We start from the raw sequence: 15,678 nt of genomic DNA, 5'->3' as shown, positions 1-15,678 counted from the left end.
CAAGTCCTCCTTAAATCAGTTTCTGAGCAGTCTTTCAATTTCATCCAAAAAGGTGTTGATATCCTTAAACTCCCTGTAGACGCTGGCAAAACGGACATAGGCCACCTCGTCCAGTTCTTTCAGCCGTTCCATTACCATCTCCCCGATCTCCGAGGAAGCGACCTCCCTTTTAAGCGATTTGTTTTTCAAAACCCGCTCAATTTCCGCAGCTGTGTTTTCAAGCTTGTCCAGGGAGACCGGGCGTTTTTCGCAGGCCTTTAACAGCCCGTTCAATATCTTATGCTGGTCAAACGGCTCCCTGCTACCGTCCTTTTTCACCACCAAAAGCGGCAGGTCATCAACTTTCTCATAAGTGGTAAACCTGCTCTGGCAGTTTAGACATTCCCGGCGTCGGCGTACGGAATAACCGTCATCCGACAGCCTCGTTTCCAAAACCCTGGAATCGCTCCATCCGCAGTATGGGCAGCGCACAGCAAAACACCACCTTTAAAGGCAACTGCACATCAACAATCCCTGCATCCCTATATATAGTGTGCAAGTATATTTTACCAACTATATATAGACAATGTCAACCATCTTTAACCAATGAGGATAATCCTGCTCTTATACGTTCCTGACCGGCAAAAAAGCCCGTTCCTTGTCGAAACGAGCTTTTTATTCTTTGAATGGTAATACTTTTATTATTTGTTGGGGAGTTGTGCGTGGTTATACTTCAAATACAGTCCCGACACCGCAAAAGACAAACCGCTGGCCGAATTCCTGGACGAGCTTAACCGCGGTATTCATCCCGGTACAATGGGATACTCCCAGCCGGGCAATATTCATTTCCAATAAGGCCTTAATGCTTTCCTCTCTCTGCTCCTCATCCGCCGGCCCCAGGTGGGTACCGCCAAAGACCGTATGGATCACTTCCTGGTTCGTCATTTTCACGGCATAGTTGAGAATATTAATTATTCCCGCGTGAGCGCAGCCTAAGACAATGAAGAGGCCCTGGTCCGTTGGGATAATAAGCGACAGGTCATCAAGAAGCGGATCTTGCACAAACCCGTTTTCTCCCTTGATTACCTGATTTGACTCTCCTTTTTCATAAGAAGTAAGCCGCGGAACTTCACCCGTCAGATAAAAACCTGGAACAATACTCCGGAACTCCCTGCTCAGGTTGAATCTGGCTCCTTTTGACTCCAAAACGGCTTGTCTAAAAGGCACACCGCTGTGGCTTATCCTTTCATTCCGGGTAGAATAACTGTCCTTAAACAGGTCCGGGTGCGCATACACATCAATCGGGCGTTTGAGGTACTCCAAGACCTCCAATAACCCTCCAGTATGGTCGTGATGATGGTGACTAAGAATAATACCCTGGATGGATGACAAATCAACACCCAAAACATGGGCATTATTAATCACTGTCTTGCCCGCACCCGTGTCAAATAGATAATTGCCCTTCTCCGTTTCCAAGAACACGGCCCACCCGTGCTGAGCCAGAACGCCGTTGATCCCATAAGCATAGTTGTCAACCAGGACGGTGGCCTTTATTCTCATAAGAATACTCCTCTTGGTTCATTTTTTAACAGAATATATTATTTTACCGGATTGTGTCAAGTTCCGGTTTATTTCCTCGGCAGTTCAACATGCTGTCCCGGCACTTCCACCAGGACCACGTCCACGCCAATCCTCACAATTTTTTCCCAGGGGATCACCAGCTCGTCGCCGCGTCCAAAAATCCCCAGTATCCGCCCGCCGGATATTCCCGGCAGAACAATCGCCTGGATCTTCCCGTTTTCCAAATCCAGCACGATATCCCTGATCGGCCCCAGTCTTCTTCCATCATTAACATTAATGATTTCCCTGTCGCGTAAATCTGAAATTTTGATGATCAAGCCCGACACCCTCTCCTTGTCTTAACATTACATTTATATGTGAGGGCGCAAGCAATAATTACTCAATTCATTTTTGGGCCGGCAGTCTATAGTTCAAACACCTTCCCGTCATCAGAGTATTCATAAACGAGCGAATCCAGCCTGCCCAGCATCTCCGGGCTCATGTGCGTGACAACCGTTCTTTTTGCGTCGAGTTCTTTTTCTTTTTCCAGCAGCGTCCGGTAATTTAGGTGATTTTTGACATTTTTATCATAGAAGTAAGCTTCGGAAATAAAAAGATCCGCTCCCCTGGCAGCCTTAACAAGCCCCTCCGTCCATTCCGTATCTCCGCTGTAGGCAATAACTTTGTCCCCAACCTGCAAACGCAGGATCAAAGGGAGAGAGCCGCAGGGGTGCACACCTTGTTCCGCTTCGATTTTCATTTTTAGATCGCTGAATTCCACTGCCTGCCCCGGTGCCAGCTCCAGCACTTCTAATGCAAACGACTGCTCAATCTTCGACGACCCGGGAAACAGAACCTCCATGGCTTCGCTTATTCTTTCCTTCGCCCCGGGCGGGCCCACGATGCTAAGAGGCTTTTTCCTCTTGCTCACCAGCTGTGCATCGATAATGAAGAAAGGAACCCCGCCAAAATGATCGCCGTGCAGGTGAGATAGAATAATCACCTGCACCTCGTTGGGATCGGCGGCATATTTCCTCATGGAAATAAGACACGATGTGCCGCAGTCCAACAAAAAAACAGACGCGGCTGACCTTACCAGTATGCACGGCTGCATCCTGCCGCCGCTTCCAAAGGCGTCCCCGCTCCCTAAAAACTGGATGGAAACACTTCCCATCATCTCTTCCCCCCAATAGCTTTAATGACTTGAAAATTCCAACGTTTCATCAATCTAAGTTTAACACAACTTTCTTTTTTTAGATGTATTTTCTCATGTGTGTCAAGGCGGCTTTTTCCAGCCGCGAAACCTGGGCCTGGGAAATTCCTATCTCCTCCGCGACCTCCATCTGCGTTTTACCTTCAAAAAATCTCAGGGTGAGAATGTGCCTTTCCCTTTCGCTCAGTTTCTGCAAAGCCTCCTTCACGGATATTGTCTCCAGCCAGCTTGCATCTGCATTTTTTTCGTCCCCGATCTGGTCCATGACAAAAATGGGATCACCCCCGTCATGGTAAATGGGCTCAAAAAGGGAAATCGGTTCCTGAATCGCGTCAAGCGCAAACACGATCTCTTCCCTGGGAATGTTTAATTCCACGGCTATTTCATTAATGGACGGCTCCCGCGAGTTTTTGTTAACCAGGTTGTCCCGCACCTGCAGCGCCTTGTAAGCAATATCCCTCAGCGACCGGCTGACCCTGATTGGATTATTATCGCGCAGGTATCTCCTGATTTCGCCGATGATCATGGGAACGGCATAAGTAGAAAACTTTACGTTCTGTTCCAGGTCAAAATTATCGATGGCTTTTATCAAACCGATGCAGCCCACCTGGAAAAGGTCATCCACGTACTCACCCCGGTTTGTAAAACGCTGGATCACGCTTAAGACAAGACGGAGATTGCCGTTTATAAGCTTTTCCCTTGCTGTGGCATCCCCGTCTCGCATTTTTAAAAAGAGCTCTCTCATCACCGAATTCTTGAGGACCGGCAGCTTAGAAGTATTGACACCGCAAATCTCCACTTTGTTTACGATCATCTTCCCTACCCCCAGGAAACGGTTAGGTACAATCTAACTTCATTATTACCTTGAAAAAAATCAAATATACCGTTTAAAAAGGGCGCAAGATGGAGACAAAAAAGAAAAAGCCGTTTTTGTTCGGCTTTTTTCTGTTAACAGCAATATCGTTGTTAAACACGCGGCTTTTTTGGGGGACCGCCTTTTACTAGCATTGCCTGAGAACAAATTCCATACATACTTCATCGCAATTAGGGAACTTGGGACAGTTTATGCATTCTCGCCAGACTTTTTGGGGCATAGATTCCTTGGAAACGACAGTAAAACCGGATTTTTTAAAAAACCCCGGCTGGTAAGTGAGCGTGAAGACCCTGGGTATTCCCAGTTCCCTGGCTTCCTGCAGAAAGAATTCGATCAATTGTTTGCCTATCTTCTGTCCAGTAAACCCTTCTTTTATAGCTACCGCTCTTATTTCGGCAAGATCAACCCACATGATGTGGAGCGCGCCGGTACCAACAACTTCCCCGTCCACCTCGGCAACGGCAAAGTCCCTGATATACTCATAGAGCATGCTGCGTGAACGTGAAAGCATCAACCCTTTTTCTGCATAATTATTCACAAGCTGGTGCATTGCTTCAACATCTGTCAGCCTGGCCTTGCGAATGAACATTCCTCTCACCTCTCTTGCGTCTTACCCTATCATATCAAAGACTTCATTATAATACAACCATTTTGTGTATAATTATGCATATTTTATTCCATGCGCTGTATTTCTTTCCGCAGCCTTTTTATGATGCGCTTTTCCAGCCTGGAGATATAAGACTGCGAAATGCCCAGCATATCGGCGACTTCTTTTTGCGTTTTTTCATTACCGTCTTTTAACCCGAAGCGAAGGTCCATAATCCTCCTTTCCCGGTGAGACAGCTTTTTCATGGCATAAACCAGCAGCTTTTTGTCCACTTCTTCTTCCAGCGATTTGTAAATAATGTCGTTATCGGTGCCCATAACATCGGAAAGCAAAAGCTCATTTCCATCCAGGTCAATGTTCAGTGGTTCGTCAAAAGAAACCTCGGTCCTTATTTTGCTGTTGCGTCTCAAGTGCATCAATATTTCGTTTTCGATACACCTTGAAGCGTAAGTGGCCAGCTTGATCTTTTTAGCCGGATCAAATGTGTTTACCGCCTTGATGAGGCCTATAGTACCTATTGAAACCAGGTCCTCAATCCCTACCCCCGTGTTTTCAAACTTCCGAGCAATGTATACAACAAGCCGCAAGTTTCGTTCAATCAGCGTGCTTTTAACGCCCTGTTCGCCTCTTTCCAGGCACTCCAAAAGATAGTTTTCTTCGTCGATGCTCAAAGGCGGAGGCAAAGCTTCACTGCTTCCGACATACAAAACCTCCGGTTCAATGCCCAGCAGCTTTAAGACACCAAAAACAAAATATTTTAAGTTAATTTGAACGTTGGTCAGTTTTTCCTGGAACTGCATGTGCTTCCTCCTCTATACATATTTCTCTAAAAGAAACGGATGAAGAAGAGCACGATACTTTCCTTCTCGCGTAAGGCAGTTGCCCACAAGACCGATTACTACCTCCCGGCATATGCTAACCCTGTTCCCGCACTTTATTTCAATGTAGTCAGGGCGCAGCCCGACCAGCAACCCGCGTTCCCTGCCCACGGAATTAAACGGTATCATTCGTAACCTGGCTGCCCATCCCTGCTCAAGCCGCTCATAAAGGCCAGCCAGTTTTACCTCGTCCTCGCTTCCTGCCGCTTCCAGCAGTTCCTGGGGCAGCATCCCTTTCAACGCTTCGGCCTCAACGATGATTACCGGTTTTCCCGTCAGCGGGTCCAGCAGCTGGTTTCCCGTATCCAAAAGTGCGTCAACATCTGTTTTCCTGTCGCCAATGCAGATTACCAGACCGTTCACGAGATTCTGCCGCAGCCAATTGCGGCGGAGAAAAAACAGGCTTGCGTATCCAGTCAAAACCGCCATTCCCAGCCCCACCAGCAGCCAGTAGTAATTGAACGAATTCGCCAGCACCGCCGCTCCGTTCCAGGCTTGGAGACAGCCTGGTTTCCTCTCTGTCAGATAAATTGTCCCGATGACTGATCCCCCCATGATGAAAGAAAGCGCGTACATGAAAAAAATGGACCGTAAAAATTTCGCTGGAGAAACGGGAGCGTAGGCAAGCAGGACCATAACCACCGAGCAGGCGATTTTGGCGGCAAAAGAAGCAGCAGCCGCGTTTTCCGGGATAAGGACCACCAGTGAATAAACAGCACCAGTCAATGCCCCCAAAACGAGACGGAATGGACTTATTCTCAAGCTGGCAAGCCGCCCGGCTATCCACAGAATAAAAAAGTCCATAACGAAATTAACCAGGACCACGACATCTGCATAAACTTCAACCACTTCTCCTCCCGCCTGCAAATCAATCACCCCGGGCCAGGTTAAATTCTTTTTTCATTATACACCAGGGCTTTCCATATATTTGTCGGATTATGCGACAGGACAAGGCGTAATACTGCATTTTTTGAAATGATACCCATGCACGCGGCGCGCAAAAAACCCCGCCGGAGGCGGGGAACAAGTTTTTCTATAAAGGTTTATTTTTTCGTCCGCAAGAATGGCGGTATGTACAGGTCATCCGCTTTAAACGGTTTAATATCCAGTTCAATCAGGTTCTCTTTTCGAGCGCTGCGCTCAAAGCCGGTAGCTATTACGGTAACCCTCACCTCATCGCCCATGTTGTCATCGATCACCGCGCCAAAAATGATGTTGGCATCGGGATCTGCCGCCTGCGCAATAATCTCCGCCGCTTCGTTCACCTCAAAAAGCCCCAGGTTGGAACCTCCGGTGATATTGAAAAGAACCCCCTTGGCCCCTTCGATAGATGTTTCCAGAAGGGGACTGGAAATGGCGGACCTGGCGGCAACAGAAGCCCGGTTTTCCCCGGAAGCCGATCCGATACCCATGAGGGCGGAACCTGTATCAAGCATAATCGTTTTCACATCGGCAAAGTCAAGGTTTATTAATCCTGGAACAGCAATCAAATCAGAAATACCCTGTACTCCCTGGCGAAGAACGTCATCGGCAATGCGAAAAGCCTCGTTAATAGAGGTGTTTTTATCCACAACCTGGAGAAGTTTTTCATTGGGGATCATAATCAAGGTGTCCACTTTCTCCTTAAGGCTTCCTATGCCTGATTCCGCCTGGGACATCCTCTTTCTCCCCTCAAACGGGAACGGTTTGGTGACAACGCCGACCGTAAGCGCTCCAATTTCCTTGGCAATCCCGGCGATAACGGGAGTAGCCCCCGTACCCGTTCCACCGCCCATCCCGGCAGTAATGAAAACCATGTCCGCGCCTTTCAGGATGCCGGCAAGCTCGTCACGGCTTTCTTCCGCCGCTTTCAGACCTACCTCAGGATTGGCTCCCGCCCCCAGCCCTCTTGTAAGCTTGGCGCCGATCTGGATCTTATGTTCGGCCTTGGAAAGGTAAAGAGCCTGAACATCTGTGTTGACCGCGATAAAATCGACACCTTTTAAACCGCTTTCAATCATCCTGTTGACGGCATTGCTGCCTCCCCCGCCAACTCCTATGACTTTTATCATGGCAGTACGGTGAATATCTGTTTCAAATTCAAGCATCAAAAACTTCTCCCTTCTCCTCTTTACATTCCTGGTAAGCCTGCGTTTCGCATTTCTTCTCCTATAATTGCATATTCCACAATCAGGTGGCTTTTCCCTTTTTTTAGCCTGACTTATTTCAGTTTTTTCGTTTGATTACGGGAGCTGTATTATAACGCAAGTCTATGTATTCAACAGTCTGGTCATTAATCAGCTCGCCGTTTTTCACCAGGAGTTCGCCAATTAACATGACCTTCCTTTCCAGTTCTTCCGGTCTTCCAAAACGCACCTCCACACCGTGACGCGTCTTCAAAACCAGAGATTCGGGGGTTGGCGCCACAATCTCCTCGACATCTGCCAGGATGGCTTTATCGAGGAGCTTGAGCAGGAGCAAAGCCGAAGCAAGCCCTGGCGTAGAAAGGTCCGCTCCCGGACCGGCGCTGTCATTTACCGGAACGCCGCTGATGAGAGCAAATTTCCTGTTTTCAGGATCGTTTTCTTTATATAGATAAACCCCCTCCTCGTCAACGGCAATCAAACCGCCCTGACCCTCAAGATAAGCGCAAGCATACCTTTCGGTGACCTGCAGGAGAATCTTATGGGGCAGTTTTCTTTTTATTTCAACATTTTTTATTCTTGGATGTACTTTCATTTTGGCCGCAGCTTCCCTGGTATCAAGCTTAAAAATGTTGACGCCTGTCCTGATGCCGCTCAGTTCGACAATTTCTTCAGCGGAAAGAAAGCTGTTGCCCTTTACATCGACTGCTTTTACCGAAAAAACAGCAGAGTGCATGAAAAAATAAGCTGCCAGCAGACAGGAGAATAATAAAAAAAGCCACAAACCAAATACCGGCACTGTGCTTCTCTTTCTATGCCTTCTTATGTAACTAACCTTACCGCCACCCGCTTTTCCCCGCACTAATTTCTCCCCTGTTTTTCCCTTTATCCCATCTCTTAAAATCAAAAATATTATAACACAACCTCAAGGCCTGTCCAAGCCATCGCCGTCAGGAAAAAGGCTATTCGCCTTTCTCCTTGCCTCCATTAATCCTAAGTATTTGTGCACCCAAGTCCCGGAGTTTCTTTTCAAAATTCTCATAACCGCGGTCGATGTGCTGGATATTTCCTATAACGGTGGCGCCGTCCGCAGCCAGGCCAGCCGTAACAAGCGCCGCTCCGGCTCTTAAGTCCGATGTTTCCACATACGCGCCGGTCAGGCTTTTGACACCCTTAATAATGGCCACCCGACCTTCTACCCTGATATTGGCGCCCATCCGCCGGAACTCGTCGACATGCTTGAACCGGTTTTCAAAAATTGTCTCGGTAACTATACCCGTCCCTTCCGACAAGGCCAGAAGCGCCATGAACTGCGCCTGCATATCGGTGGGGAAGCCGGGAAAAGGCATGGTCTTGATATCCACTCCTTTGGACCTTTTCCTGGAAAAAACACGCACACCGCTTTCAGACACGGTTATTTCCACACCTGCTTCCCGGACCTTGGCTATTACTGCTTCCAGGTGTTCCGGGATAATGTTTTCAATTAGGATTTCTCCCTGGGTGATCGCGCCAATCAATACAAAAGTCCCGGCCTCTATCCTGTCGGGAATAATCGTGTGCTCGGTGGACCCCAGTTCCTTAACCCCCTCTATCTTGATAATGTCCGTGCCCGCTCCTCTTATTTTCGCCCCCATGCTGTTTAGAAAATTCTGCAGATCTACGATTTCCGGTTCCCTGGCAGCATTACGCAGGATTGTAATGCCCTCGGACAGCGTTGCCGCCATCACCAGGTTTTCGGTGGCTCCCACGCTGGGAAAATCCAGGTAAATCTCACAACCTTGCAGTTTGGCGGCCTTTGCTTCAATATAACCGTAACGCTCGGTCACATGGGCTCCCAGCGCCTTCATTCCGCGCAGGTGCTGGTCCATGGGACGGGAACCAATAGAGCAGCCGCCGGGATAAGCGACTTTTACCTGATGAAAACGTGAAAGAACCGGCCCCATCACCAGGTTGGACGCTCGCATCATCCGGGTCAGCCGCTCCGGGACTTCCACGGAATTAAGCTGTGCTGCATCCACCACCATCGTATTATGGTGGAACGAGACCTTGGCCCCCAGGCATTCCAACACCTCCTTCATTACAAACACATCGCTCAAACGCGGTACATCGTGAATGGTACAAACCCCTTTAGACATGAGACAGGCGGGTAAGATGGTCAGGATCGCGTTTTTTCCACCGCTTAACCGCACTACCCCGGACAATCTTTTCCCGCCGACAATCACGTACTTTTCCATATCTGTCACCTCCTGCGGTCGTCAAAACCCAGTAAGACAACCTCCGTTTCCAGCCATATGGAGTTTTTCCTGTATACTTCCTTTTGCACCTCCTCAATGAGTTTAATTACTTCAGCAGCCTTAGCTTCGCCAAGATTGACAATAAAATTGGCATGCTGTTCTGAAACCTGTGCGTCTCCCACCCGCCGTCCTTTCATTCCTGCCGTCTCGATCAAGCAGCCTGCCGGACTGCCAGGCGGGTTTCGAAAAACGCTTCCTGCACTGGGCAAATGAAGGGGGTGTTTTTCTTTCCTCAACCTCAAATACTCTTCCATTCGCCTTCTGCTTTCTTCTGCGTCTCCTTCCGGCAAATCGATTTCAACTTCCACCACCAACTCGCCCTTATTCTTTAAACAGCTTGTTCGGTAGCCGAATCTCATTTCCGCATTGCCGTATTCCCTGCGCTCCCCGGTTTTACTAAGAGTCGTGGCCCTGGTTACAACGGCGCTCATTGAGGAACCATAAGCTCCTGCATTCATGATTACCGCTCCTCCTACGCTGCCTGGAATTCCACAGGCAAACTCCAGCCCGCTCAGCCCCTTTGCGGCTGCCTGCTGGCTTAACCCGGCCAGGGGCACTCCCGCGCCGGCAGTGATTTTCTTTCCTTCCGTTTTAATCATGTTCAATCTCTTGGTGTGAATAACCAGCCCTCTCAGCCCTTCATCAGCTATGAGAACGTTTGAACCAAAACCCAGGAAGTGTACGGGGACATCCTCCCGCCCGGCCAGGGCAAGAACCCTGGCACAATCGCCAGCATTCTCCGGTTGGTAAAGAAGGTCGGCCCTCCCCCCAATTCTCCAGGTTGTATATAAAGAAAGCGGCTCGTTTAAAAATACCCCGCCCAGTTTTTCGTCCCGTATGAAGTCATAGACGTTTTCAATTTTCATTCTCATCCCCTTTGACTTCACCTTTCTTCTCCCCCAGTCTTCTGTATAGGTCAACTCCTGCGGTCCAGATGTTGCCAGCCCCCATGGTGATGACCAGGTCGCCCGGCCTGACTATTTCCCCAAGACGCTTCACTATGTCGGATTTATCCTGGATGTATTCAACCTCCTGCCCGGTTGATTCCTTAATCTGATCAACGATAAGCTTGGCGCTCACGCCCGGTATTGGCTTTTCTCCAGCCGAATACACTTCATTTACGATGAGAACGTCTGCCTGCCGGAAAGCGCTGCCGAATTCACGCGCTAAAAGCTGCGTCCTGGTATAACGGTGCGGCTGGAAAACGGCAACGATTCTCCCGGGCTTCAATGTCCTGGCCGCGGCAAGCGTAGTTTTCAGCTCTGTGGGGTGATGAGCATAATCGTCATAAATCGCAATACCGTCCACTTCACCAATGACCTGAAAACGTCTCTGCACCCCGCGGAAAGGCTGCAGGCTGCACGCTATTCCTTCAAAACTCAAACCGGCATTGATGCCGACAGCCACTGCCGCCAGCGCATTTAACAGATTATGTTTCCCCGGGATGCTCAGGTGTATTTCGCCCAGCCTTTTTCTCCCCTGGAAAATAATTGTTTTCGTGGTATGTCCGTTTAACACCGCATCATCTGCGTAAAAGTCGGCATTATTATTAAATCCATAGGTTACTATCCTTTTTTCTCTCTTCAATCCCGGAATAAGTCTTTGCAGCACCGGGTCATCAAAGCAGAGAACGGAAAACCCGCCGGGGTGGGTGTTTTTTATAAACTGGCGAAAGGCTTTTTCAATGTTCTCCCGTGTCCCGTAATAATCAAGGTGGTCATCTTCGACATTGGTTACCACAGTAATGAATGGTTTTAATTTTAGGAACGAGCCGTCTGATTCGTCGGCCTCGGCTACCAGGTACTCGCCTTTTCCCAGCTTGGCGTTACCGCCAATATCGTTAAGCTCGCCTCCCACCACCACAGTAGGGTCGTACCCGTTTTTTTCGAGCATCAAGGAAATCATGGAAGTCGTCGTTGTTTTCCCGTGGGCTCCGGCGACAGCAATACCCTTTTGAATTTCCATCAGCCGTCCCAGCATTTCCGCCCGTTGAATGACCGGTATTTCAAGTGCTACGGCCTTCATCAACTCCGCATTGTCTTTAGGGATGGCCGAAGATACCACCACCAGGTCAACCAGGGGATCAAGGTTTTCTTGCCGGTGCCCCGTAAAAATTCTTGCTCCCCAGTTTTCCAATCTTTTTGTTGTCTCGGTAGCCAGGAGATCGGATCCCGTAACGTGGTAACCCAGTTCAAGCAGGCATTTAGCAATGCCACTCATCCCTGCGCCGCCTATACCAATAAAATGGACCCACTGCTTATCTGGCATTTGCTGTTATCCCCTTCCACGCCTTTCTCTCCCGTCCAAAACCTCCTAAAACAAAAAAACTGCTATCATCCCGCAATTTACTATATATGCAGCTTTCTTCGAGGTGTTACAGGAGTATGGTTGTCATTTTTAGGTTGAGGGTTGTCCCTGGTGTTAACTCTTCATATAAGTCCTGATAATTTCAATTATCTTCTCTATCGCCCGAGGATTTCCTGCTTTAAGGCTGTTTTCCGACATAATTTTTCTCCGCCTTTCATCAAATAAAAGCGCGGATACCCTTTGCAGGAGAACTTTACCGTTCAGTTCATTATCCCTAATCATCTCCGCAGCCCCTTTATTCACCAGGAACATTGCATTGTATTCCTGGTGATTTTCTGCCGCATAAGGATAGGGGACCAGAATACCGGGCAAACCCTTGGCCGTGATTTCCGAAATGAATGCTGCTCCTGCGCGCCCTATGCATAGATCGGCGCAGGCCAGGGCAAATTCCATGTGGTTCAGGTATGGTCTGACAATAATATTCCCACAATTAGCCAGGTCTATACCTGTAGCGGCCAGGCGTTTAAGGTATGCCTCATATTCTGCCGGTCCCGTAATATGAATCATCTGGATTTTGTCAACAAGCTCACGGTACACGCCAAACATCGCTTCGTTAATGCTGTGCGCTCCTCTCGATCCGCCCACGCACAGAAGCGTCGGTTTGCCTGGCGAGAAATTGAAATAGGAATAACCGTCTTGCCTGGTTGTTTGCATTATTTCACTGCGGATGGGAAATCCCGTATGATGGACCTTTCCTTTTATTTTTCGAGGAAAACGGTGCCTAGCCTCAGGAAAGGTAAGCATAATTTCATTTACCCGCCTGGAAAGGAACCTGTTGGCCAGTCCGGGCAGGGCGTTTTGTTCGTGAATAATGGTGGGGATTTTGTTGAGCGTGGCGCTCCAGACCACCGGCAGGCAAACATACCCACCGGTACCGATAACCAGGTGCGGTTGAAAGTCGTGAATAATGTTTTCCGCCTGGTGCAGGCCAACAACAACCTGCCATGCCGCCTTCAGGGCCTGTAAGGAAAAAGTCCGGTGCCAGCCGATCACGTTGATGGTTCGAAAAGAAAAACCTGTATTGGGTACGATCCTGTTTTCCAACCCTTCTTCCGTCCCCACATAAACAAACTCCGTCCTGGGCCATTCATTCCTGATGGCCTGTCCAATAGCTAAAGCGGGATATACATGTCCGCCTGTTCCCCCTCCTGTTAAAACGACCCGCATCGCTTCACCTCGTTCTTGTTTCTACTACGGCATCCCTGCGTTTTATCTACCCGGAAATATTTTAGTATATCAACCATAATACGACAATAATAATTTAAAAATCCAGGGCTGGTTCGTCCTGGTCAGATGCCGGTGTAGCGTGAAATATTAAGCAGAATCCCTATCCCCAGCATGGAAAACAGCAACGAAGAACCTCCATAGCTTATAAACGGCAGGCTGATCCCCGTAACCGGCAAAAGTCCCGTTACCACCCCCATATTGATAAAAGCCTGGAAGACAATCATGGTTGTGATCCCCACTGCCAGGAAACTGCCGAAAACATCAGGACAAGTCAGCGCTATGCGGTATCCCCGCCAGGCCAGCAATAGAAAGAGAAGGATCACAAAAAAAGCTCCCAAAAAACCCAGTTCTTCCCCTAGTATGGCAAAAATGAAATCTGTATGCTGTTCCGGCAGGAAATCCAGTTTCTGCCGGCTGTTGCCTAACCCCATGCCGAAAAAACCACCGGATCCCAGCGCATACAGGGAATTAATGGTCTGGTATCCCTCTTTGGAAGCGTGGGCCCAGGGATCGAGATACCCGACAATCCTGTTCCAGCGATACGGTTCCTGGAGGATTAAAGCCGCCCCAACGGCCAGGCCGGATATCCCCAGGAAAATGATATGAAGCCAGCGCACACCGGCCGCAAACAGCATGATAACTGTCGTTGCCGAAATGGCCAGGGTTGTTCCCAGGTCAGGTTCCATCATGATCAACGCGCCTATTAAAGAAAGCAGGAGCAAATACGGCCCCAGCCCTGTGAAAAAATGCTTGATCCTCCGGCTTCTTGCCCCCAGGCTTTTTGACAAAAAAAGAACCAGGCAAAGCTTCATCACTTCGGATGGCTGCAGGTTTGTAAACCCCAGATTTATCCAGCGCCTGGAACCTTTTACTTCCACGCCTACCCCAGGAACAAGGACAAGTATCAACAGAACCAGGGTAATAAGAAAAACAATGTTTACGTGAGGTTTCAGCCTGAAATAATCGATCTTCATCATAAGAACCATGGCCGCCAGGCTGATCAGGCCCCAGGTCATCTGCTTGCGGACATAAAAATATGGATCCTTCTCCAGTGTATCATAGTAACTTGCGCTGAAAACCATGATTATTCCTACGGACAGGAGAAGTATGGTGGTAAAAAATATAATGATATCAGGCGATCCTTTTTTTAAACCCATACCTTACCTCATTCCCGGGCGGCCAGTTCTCTTACCAGTTCTTTAAACAGCTCGCCCCGCTCCTCAAAGTTATTGAACATGTCCCAGCTGGTACAGGCAGGAGACAGCAGGACAATATCGCCCGTTTTAGCCAGGGAACTGGCTTTTTCCACAGCTTCCGGGTATGTCCGGGCATGATAATAACTTGTATAACCGATTTTCTTTACAGCACTTTCGATTTCACCGGCTGCCTGTCCTAATAAAACAAGGGCCTTAACTTTTTCCTTCACTTTTTTGGCAAACTCCGTAAATTCTACACCCTTATTCTTCCCTCCCGCAATAAGCACAATCGGCCTGTCGAAAGCGTCCAGGGCTTTAATGGCGGCATCGGGATTGGTCCCTTTGGAGTCATTGACATACTCGATCCCCTTGTGGACCAGTACATGCTCAAGGCGGTGCGGCACTCCAGGGAAAGTAGCCAGGCTTTCCTTAAGGCTATCCGGTCCCACGCCCATCACCCAACCGGCCGCCGCGGCAGCCAGAGCATTTTCCAGGTTATGCCCGCCTTTAATGTATATCTCTTCCGTCCTGATGATTGGGGTTGACCTGCCACCCATCCTGGCTGTCAGATAACCGTTTTCCACACAGAATCCCTGCTCTAAAATATTCTTCCGGCTAAAAAATATGACCTTTGAAGCCGCTCTGTCGCCGAATTTTTTCGTTTCTTCGTCATCCCAGTTAAGAATAAGCCAGTCATCTTTGTCCTGGTTGGCAAAAATCCTGGCTTTAGCCTCAATATAACCGGCAAATGAACCGTGCCGGTCGAGGTGGTCAGGAGTCAGGTTAAGGGCCAGCGCAACTTTGGGTTTAAATGTCTGCGTCGTTTCCAGCTGGAAACTTGATGCTTCCAGGACCACCACATCTCCCTCTTTAAGCTCCGCGGCCTTGCTGATAAACGGCATTCCGATATTTCCGCCAATAAAAACGTTTCTCCCCGCATCGGTAAATATTCTGCCTATCAAGGCCGTGGTGGTTGTCTTGCCGTTGGTCCCGGTGACCGCCACAATCGGCGCCTTGTTGAAGCGCGCAGCCAGTTCCATTTCGCTCCAGACCGGAATGCCTTTTTCCAGTGCAGAGCGGACCGTAGGTATAGTTAAGGGCACACCCGGACTCATAATTATCAGGTCGACCGGGATTTTTTCAATATCGGGATGAAGGCCAAATACCAGTTCAATCCCTTTTTTTTCCAGTGAATCAAGGGCTTCTTTTTCCAATTCCTCCCGGTTTTTTTTATCGTTCAATACAACCCGGGCTCCCATTTCATTTAGAAATCGGGCTGCAGCTATCCCGCTGCGGGCGGCTCCAATCATCAGTATGCGTTTACCTTCCAGATTCATAGAACAAACTCCTTTTTGATTAA

Annotated in this window: 16 protein-coding genes; all 16 read right to left on the bottom strand. The window is 48.8% G+C overall.

The features are described from left to right. Positions 1-15 precede the first annotated feature (15 nt). Complete coding sequence (nrdR, locus tag NUV48_03115; protein ID MCR4441127.1) at positions 16-471, bottom strand: transcriptional regulator NrdR; 456 nt, start codon at positions 469-471, stop codon at positions 16-18. 234 nt (positions 472-705) lie between these two features. Then, positions 706-1,539: an MBL fold metallo-hydrolase gene (locus tag NUV48_03110; protein ID MCR4441126.1), complete on the bottom strand. Its 834-nt coding sequence runs from the start codon at positions 1,537-1,539 to the stop codon at positions 706-708. 68 nt (positions 1,540-1,607) lie between these two features. Beyond that, entirely contained in the window at positions 1,608-1,874 is a 267-nt protein-coding gene (locus NUV48_03105) for a YlmC/YmxH family sporulation protein (protein ID MCR4441125.1), read from the bottom strand. Positions 1,875-1,963: 89 nt separating this feature from the next. Next, entirely contained in the window at positions 1,964-2,716 is a 753-nt protein-coding gene (locus NUV48_03100; GenBank protein ID MCR4441124.1) for an MBL fold metallo-hydrolase, read from the bottom strand. A 76-nt stretch (positions 2,717-2,792) separates the two neighbouring features. Continuing rightward, on the bottom strand, positions 2,793-3,566 hold the full coding sequence (sigG, locus tag NUV48_03095; GenBank protein MCR4441123.1) for an RNA polymerase sporulation sigma factor SigG: 774 nt from the start codon (positions 3,564-3,566) through the stop codon (positions 2,793-2,795). A 187-nt stretch (positions 3,567-3,753) separates the two neighbouring features. Next, a complete protein-coding gene (locus NUV48_03090) occupies positions 3,754-4,215 on the bottom strand; it encodes an N-acetyltransferase (protein ID MCR4441122.1) in 462 nt (153 codons plus the stop codon). A gap of 83 nt (positions 4,216-4,298) precedes the next feature. Then, complete coding sequence (sigE, locus tag NUV48_03085) at positions 4,299-5,033, bottom strand: RNA polymerase sporulation sigma factor SigE (protein ID MCR4441121.1); 735 nt, start codon at positions 5,031-5,033, stop codon at positions 4,299-4,301. A gap of 12 nt (positions 5,034-5,045) precedes the next feature. Beyond that, positions 5,046-5,960, bottom strand: a complete 915-nt coding sequence (gene spoIIGA, locus NUV48_03080) for a sigma-E processing peptidase SpoIIGA (protein MCR4441120.1) — start codon at positions 5,958-5,960, stop codon at positions 5,046-5,048. A 194-nt stretch (positions 5,961-6,154) separates the two neighbouring features. After that, positions 6,155-7,198 carry a cell division protein FtsZ gene (gene ftsZ / locus NUV48_03075; GenBank protein MCR4441119.1) on the bottom strand — a complete coding sequence of 348 codons (1,044 nt, stop codon included), beginning with the start codon at positions 7,196-7,198 and terminating at the stop codon, positions 6,155-6,157. A gap of 118 nt (positions 7,199-7,316) precedes the next feature. Further along, entirely contained in the window at positions 7,317-7,970 is a 654-nt protein-coding gene (locus NUV48_03070; protein MCR4441118.1) for an FtsQ-type POTRA domain-containing protein, read from the bottom strand. A 226-nt stretch (positions 7,971-8,196) separates the two neighbouring features. Then, entirely contained in the window at positions 8,197-9,468 is a 1,272-nt protein-coding gene (gene murA / locus NUV48_03065; protein ID MCR4441117.1) for a UDP-N-acetylglucosamine 1-carboxyvinyltransferase, read from the bottom strand. 5 nt (positions 9,469-9,473) lie between these two features. Next, positions 9,474-10,394 carry a UDP-N-acetylmuramate dehydrogenase gene (gene murB, locus NUV48_03060; protein ID MCR4441116.1) on the bottom strand — a complete coding sequence of 307 codons (921 nt, stop codon included), beginning with the start codon at positions 10,392-10,394 and terminating at the stop codon, positions 9,474-9,476. Continuing rightward, complete coding sequence (murC, locus tag NUV48_03055; protein ID MCR4441115.1) at positions 10,384-11,796, bottom strand: UDP-N-acetylmuramate--L-alanine ligase; 1,413 nt, start codon at positions 11,794-11,796, stop codon at positions 10,384-10,386. Before murC ends, murB begins: the two co-directional genes overlap by 11 nt. Before the next feature lie 153 nt (positions 11,797-11,949). Continuing rightward, a complete protein-coding gene (gene murG, locus NUV48_03050) occupies positions 11,950-13,062 on the bottom strand; it encodes an undecaprenyldiphospho-muramoylpentapeptide beta-N-acetylglucosaminyltransferase (GenBank protein ID MCR4441114.1) in 1,113 nt (370 codons plus the stop codon). 122 nt (positions 13,063-13,184) lie between these two features. Continuing rightward, positions 13,185-14,279: a putative lipid II flippase FtsW gene (ftsW, locus tag NUV48_03045; protein MCR4441113.1), complete on the bottom strand. Its 1,095-nt coding sequence runs from the start codon at positions 14,277-14,279 to the stop codon at positions 13,185-13,187. Between the two features lie 8 nt (positions 14,280-14,287). Next, positions 14,288-15,655, bottom strand: coding sequence for a UDP-N-acetylmuramoyl-L-alanine--D-glutamate ligase (gene murD, locus NUV48_03040; protein MCR4441112.1), 1,368 nt, complete (start codon positions 15,653-15,655; stop codon positions 14,288-14,290). Positions 15,656-15,678: the final 23 nt, after the last annotated feature.

The sequence above is a fragment of the Peptococcaceae bacterium genome (assembly GCA_024655825.1).
Taxonomy (GTDB): domain Bacteria; phylum Bacillota; class Peptococcia; order DRI-13; family PHAD01; genus JANLFJ01.
The sequence above is the reverse complement of the archived record's forward strand: the minus strand, read 5'-3'. Positions and strand labels throughout refer to the sequence as shown.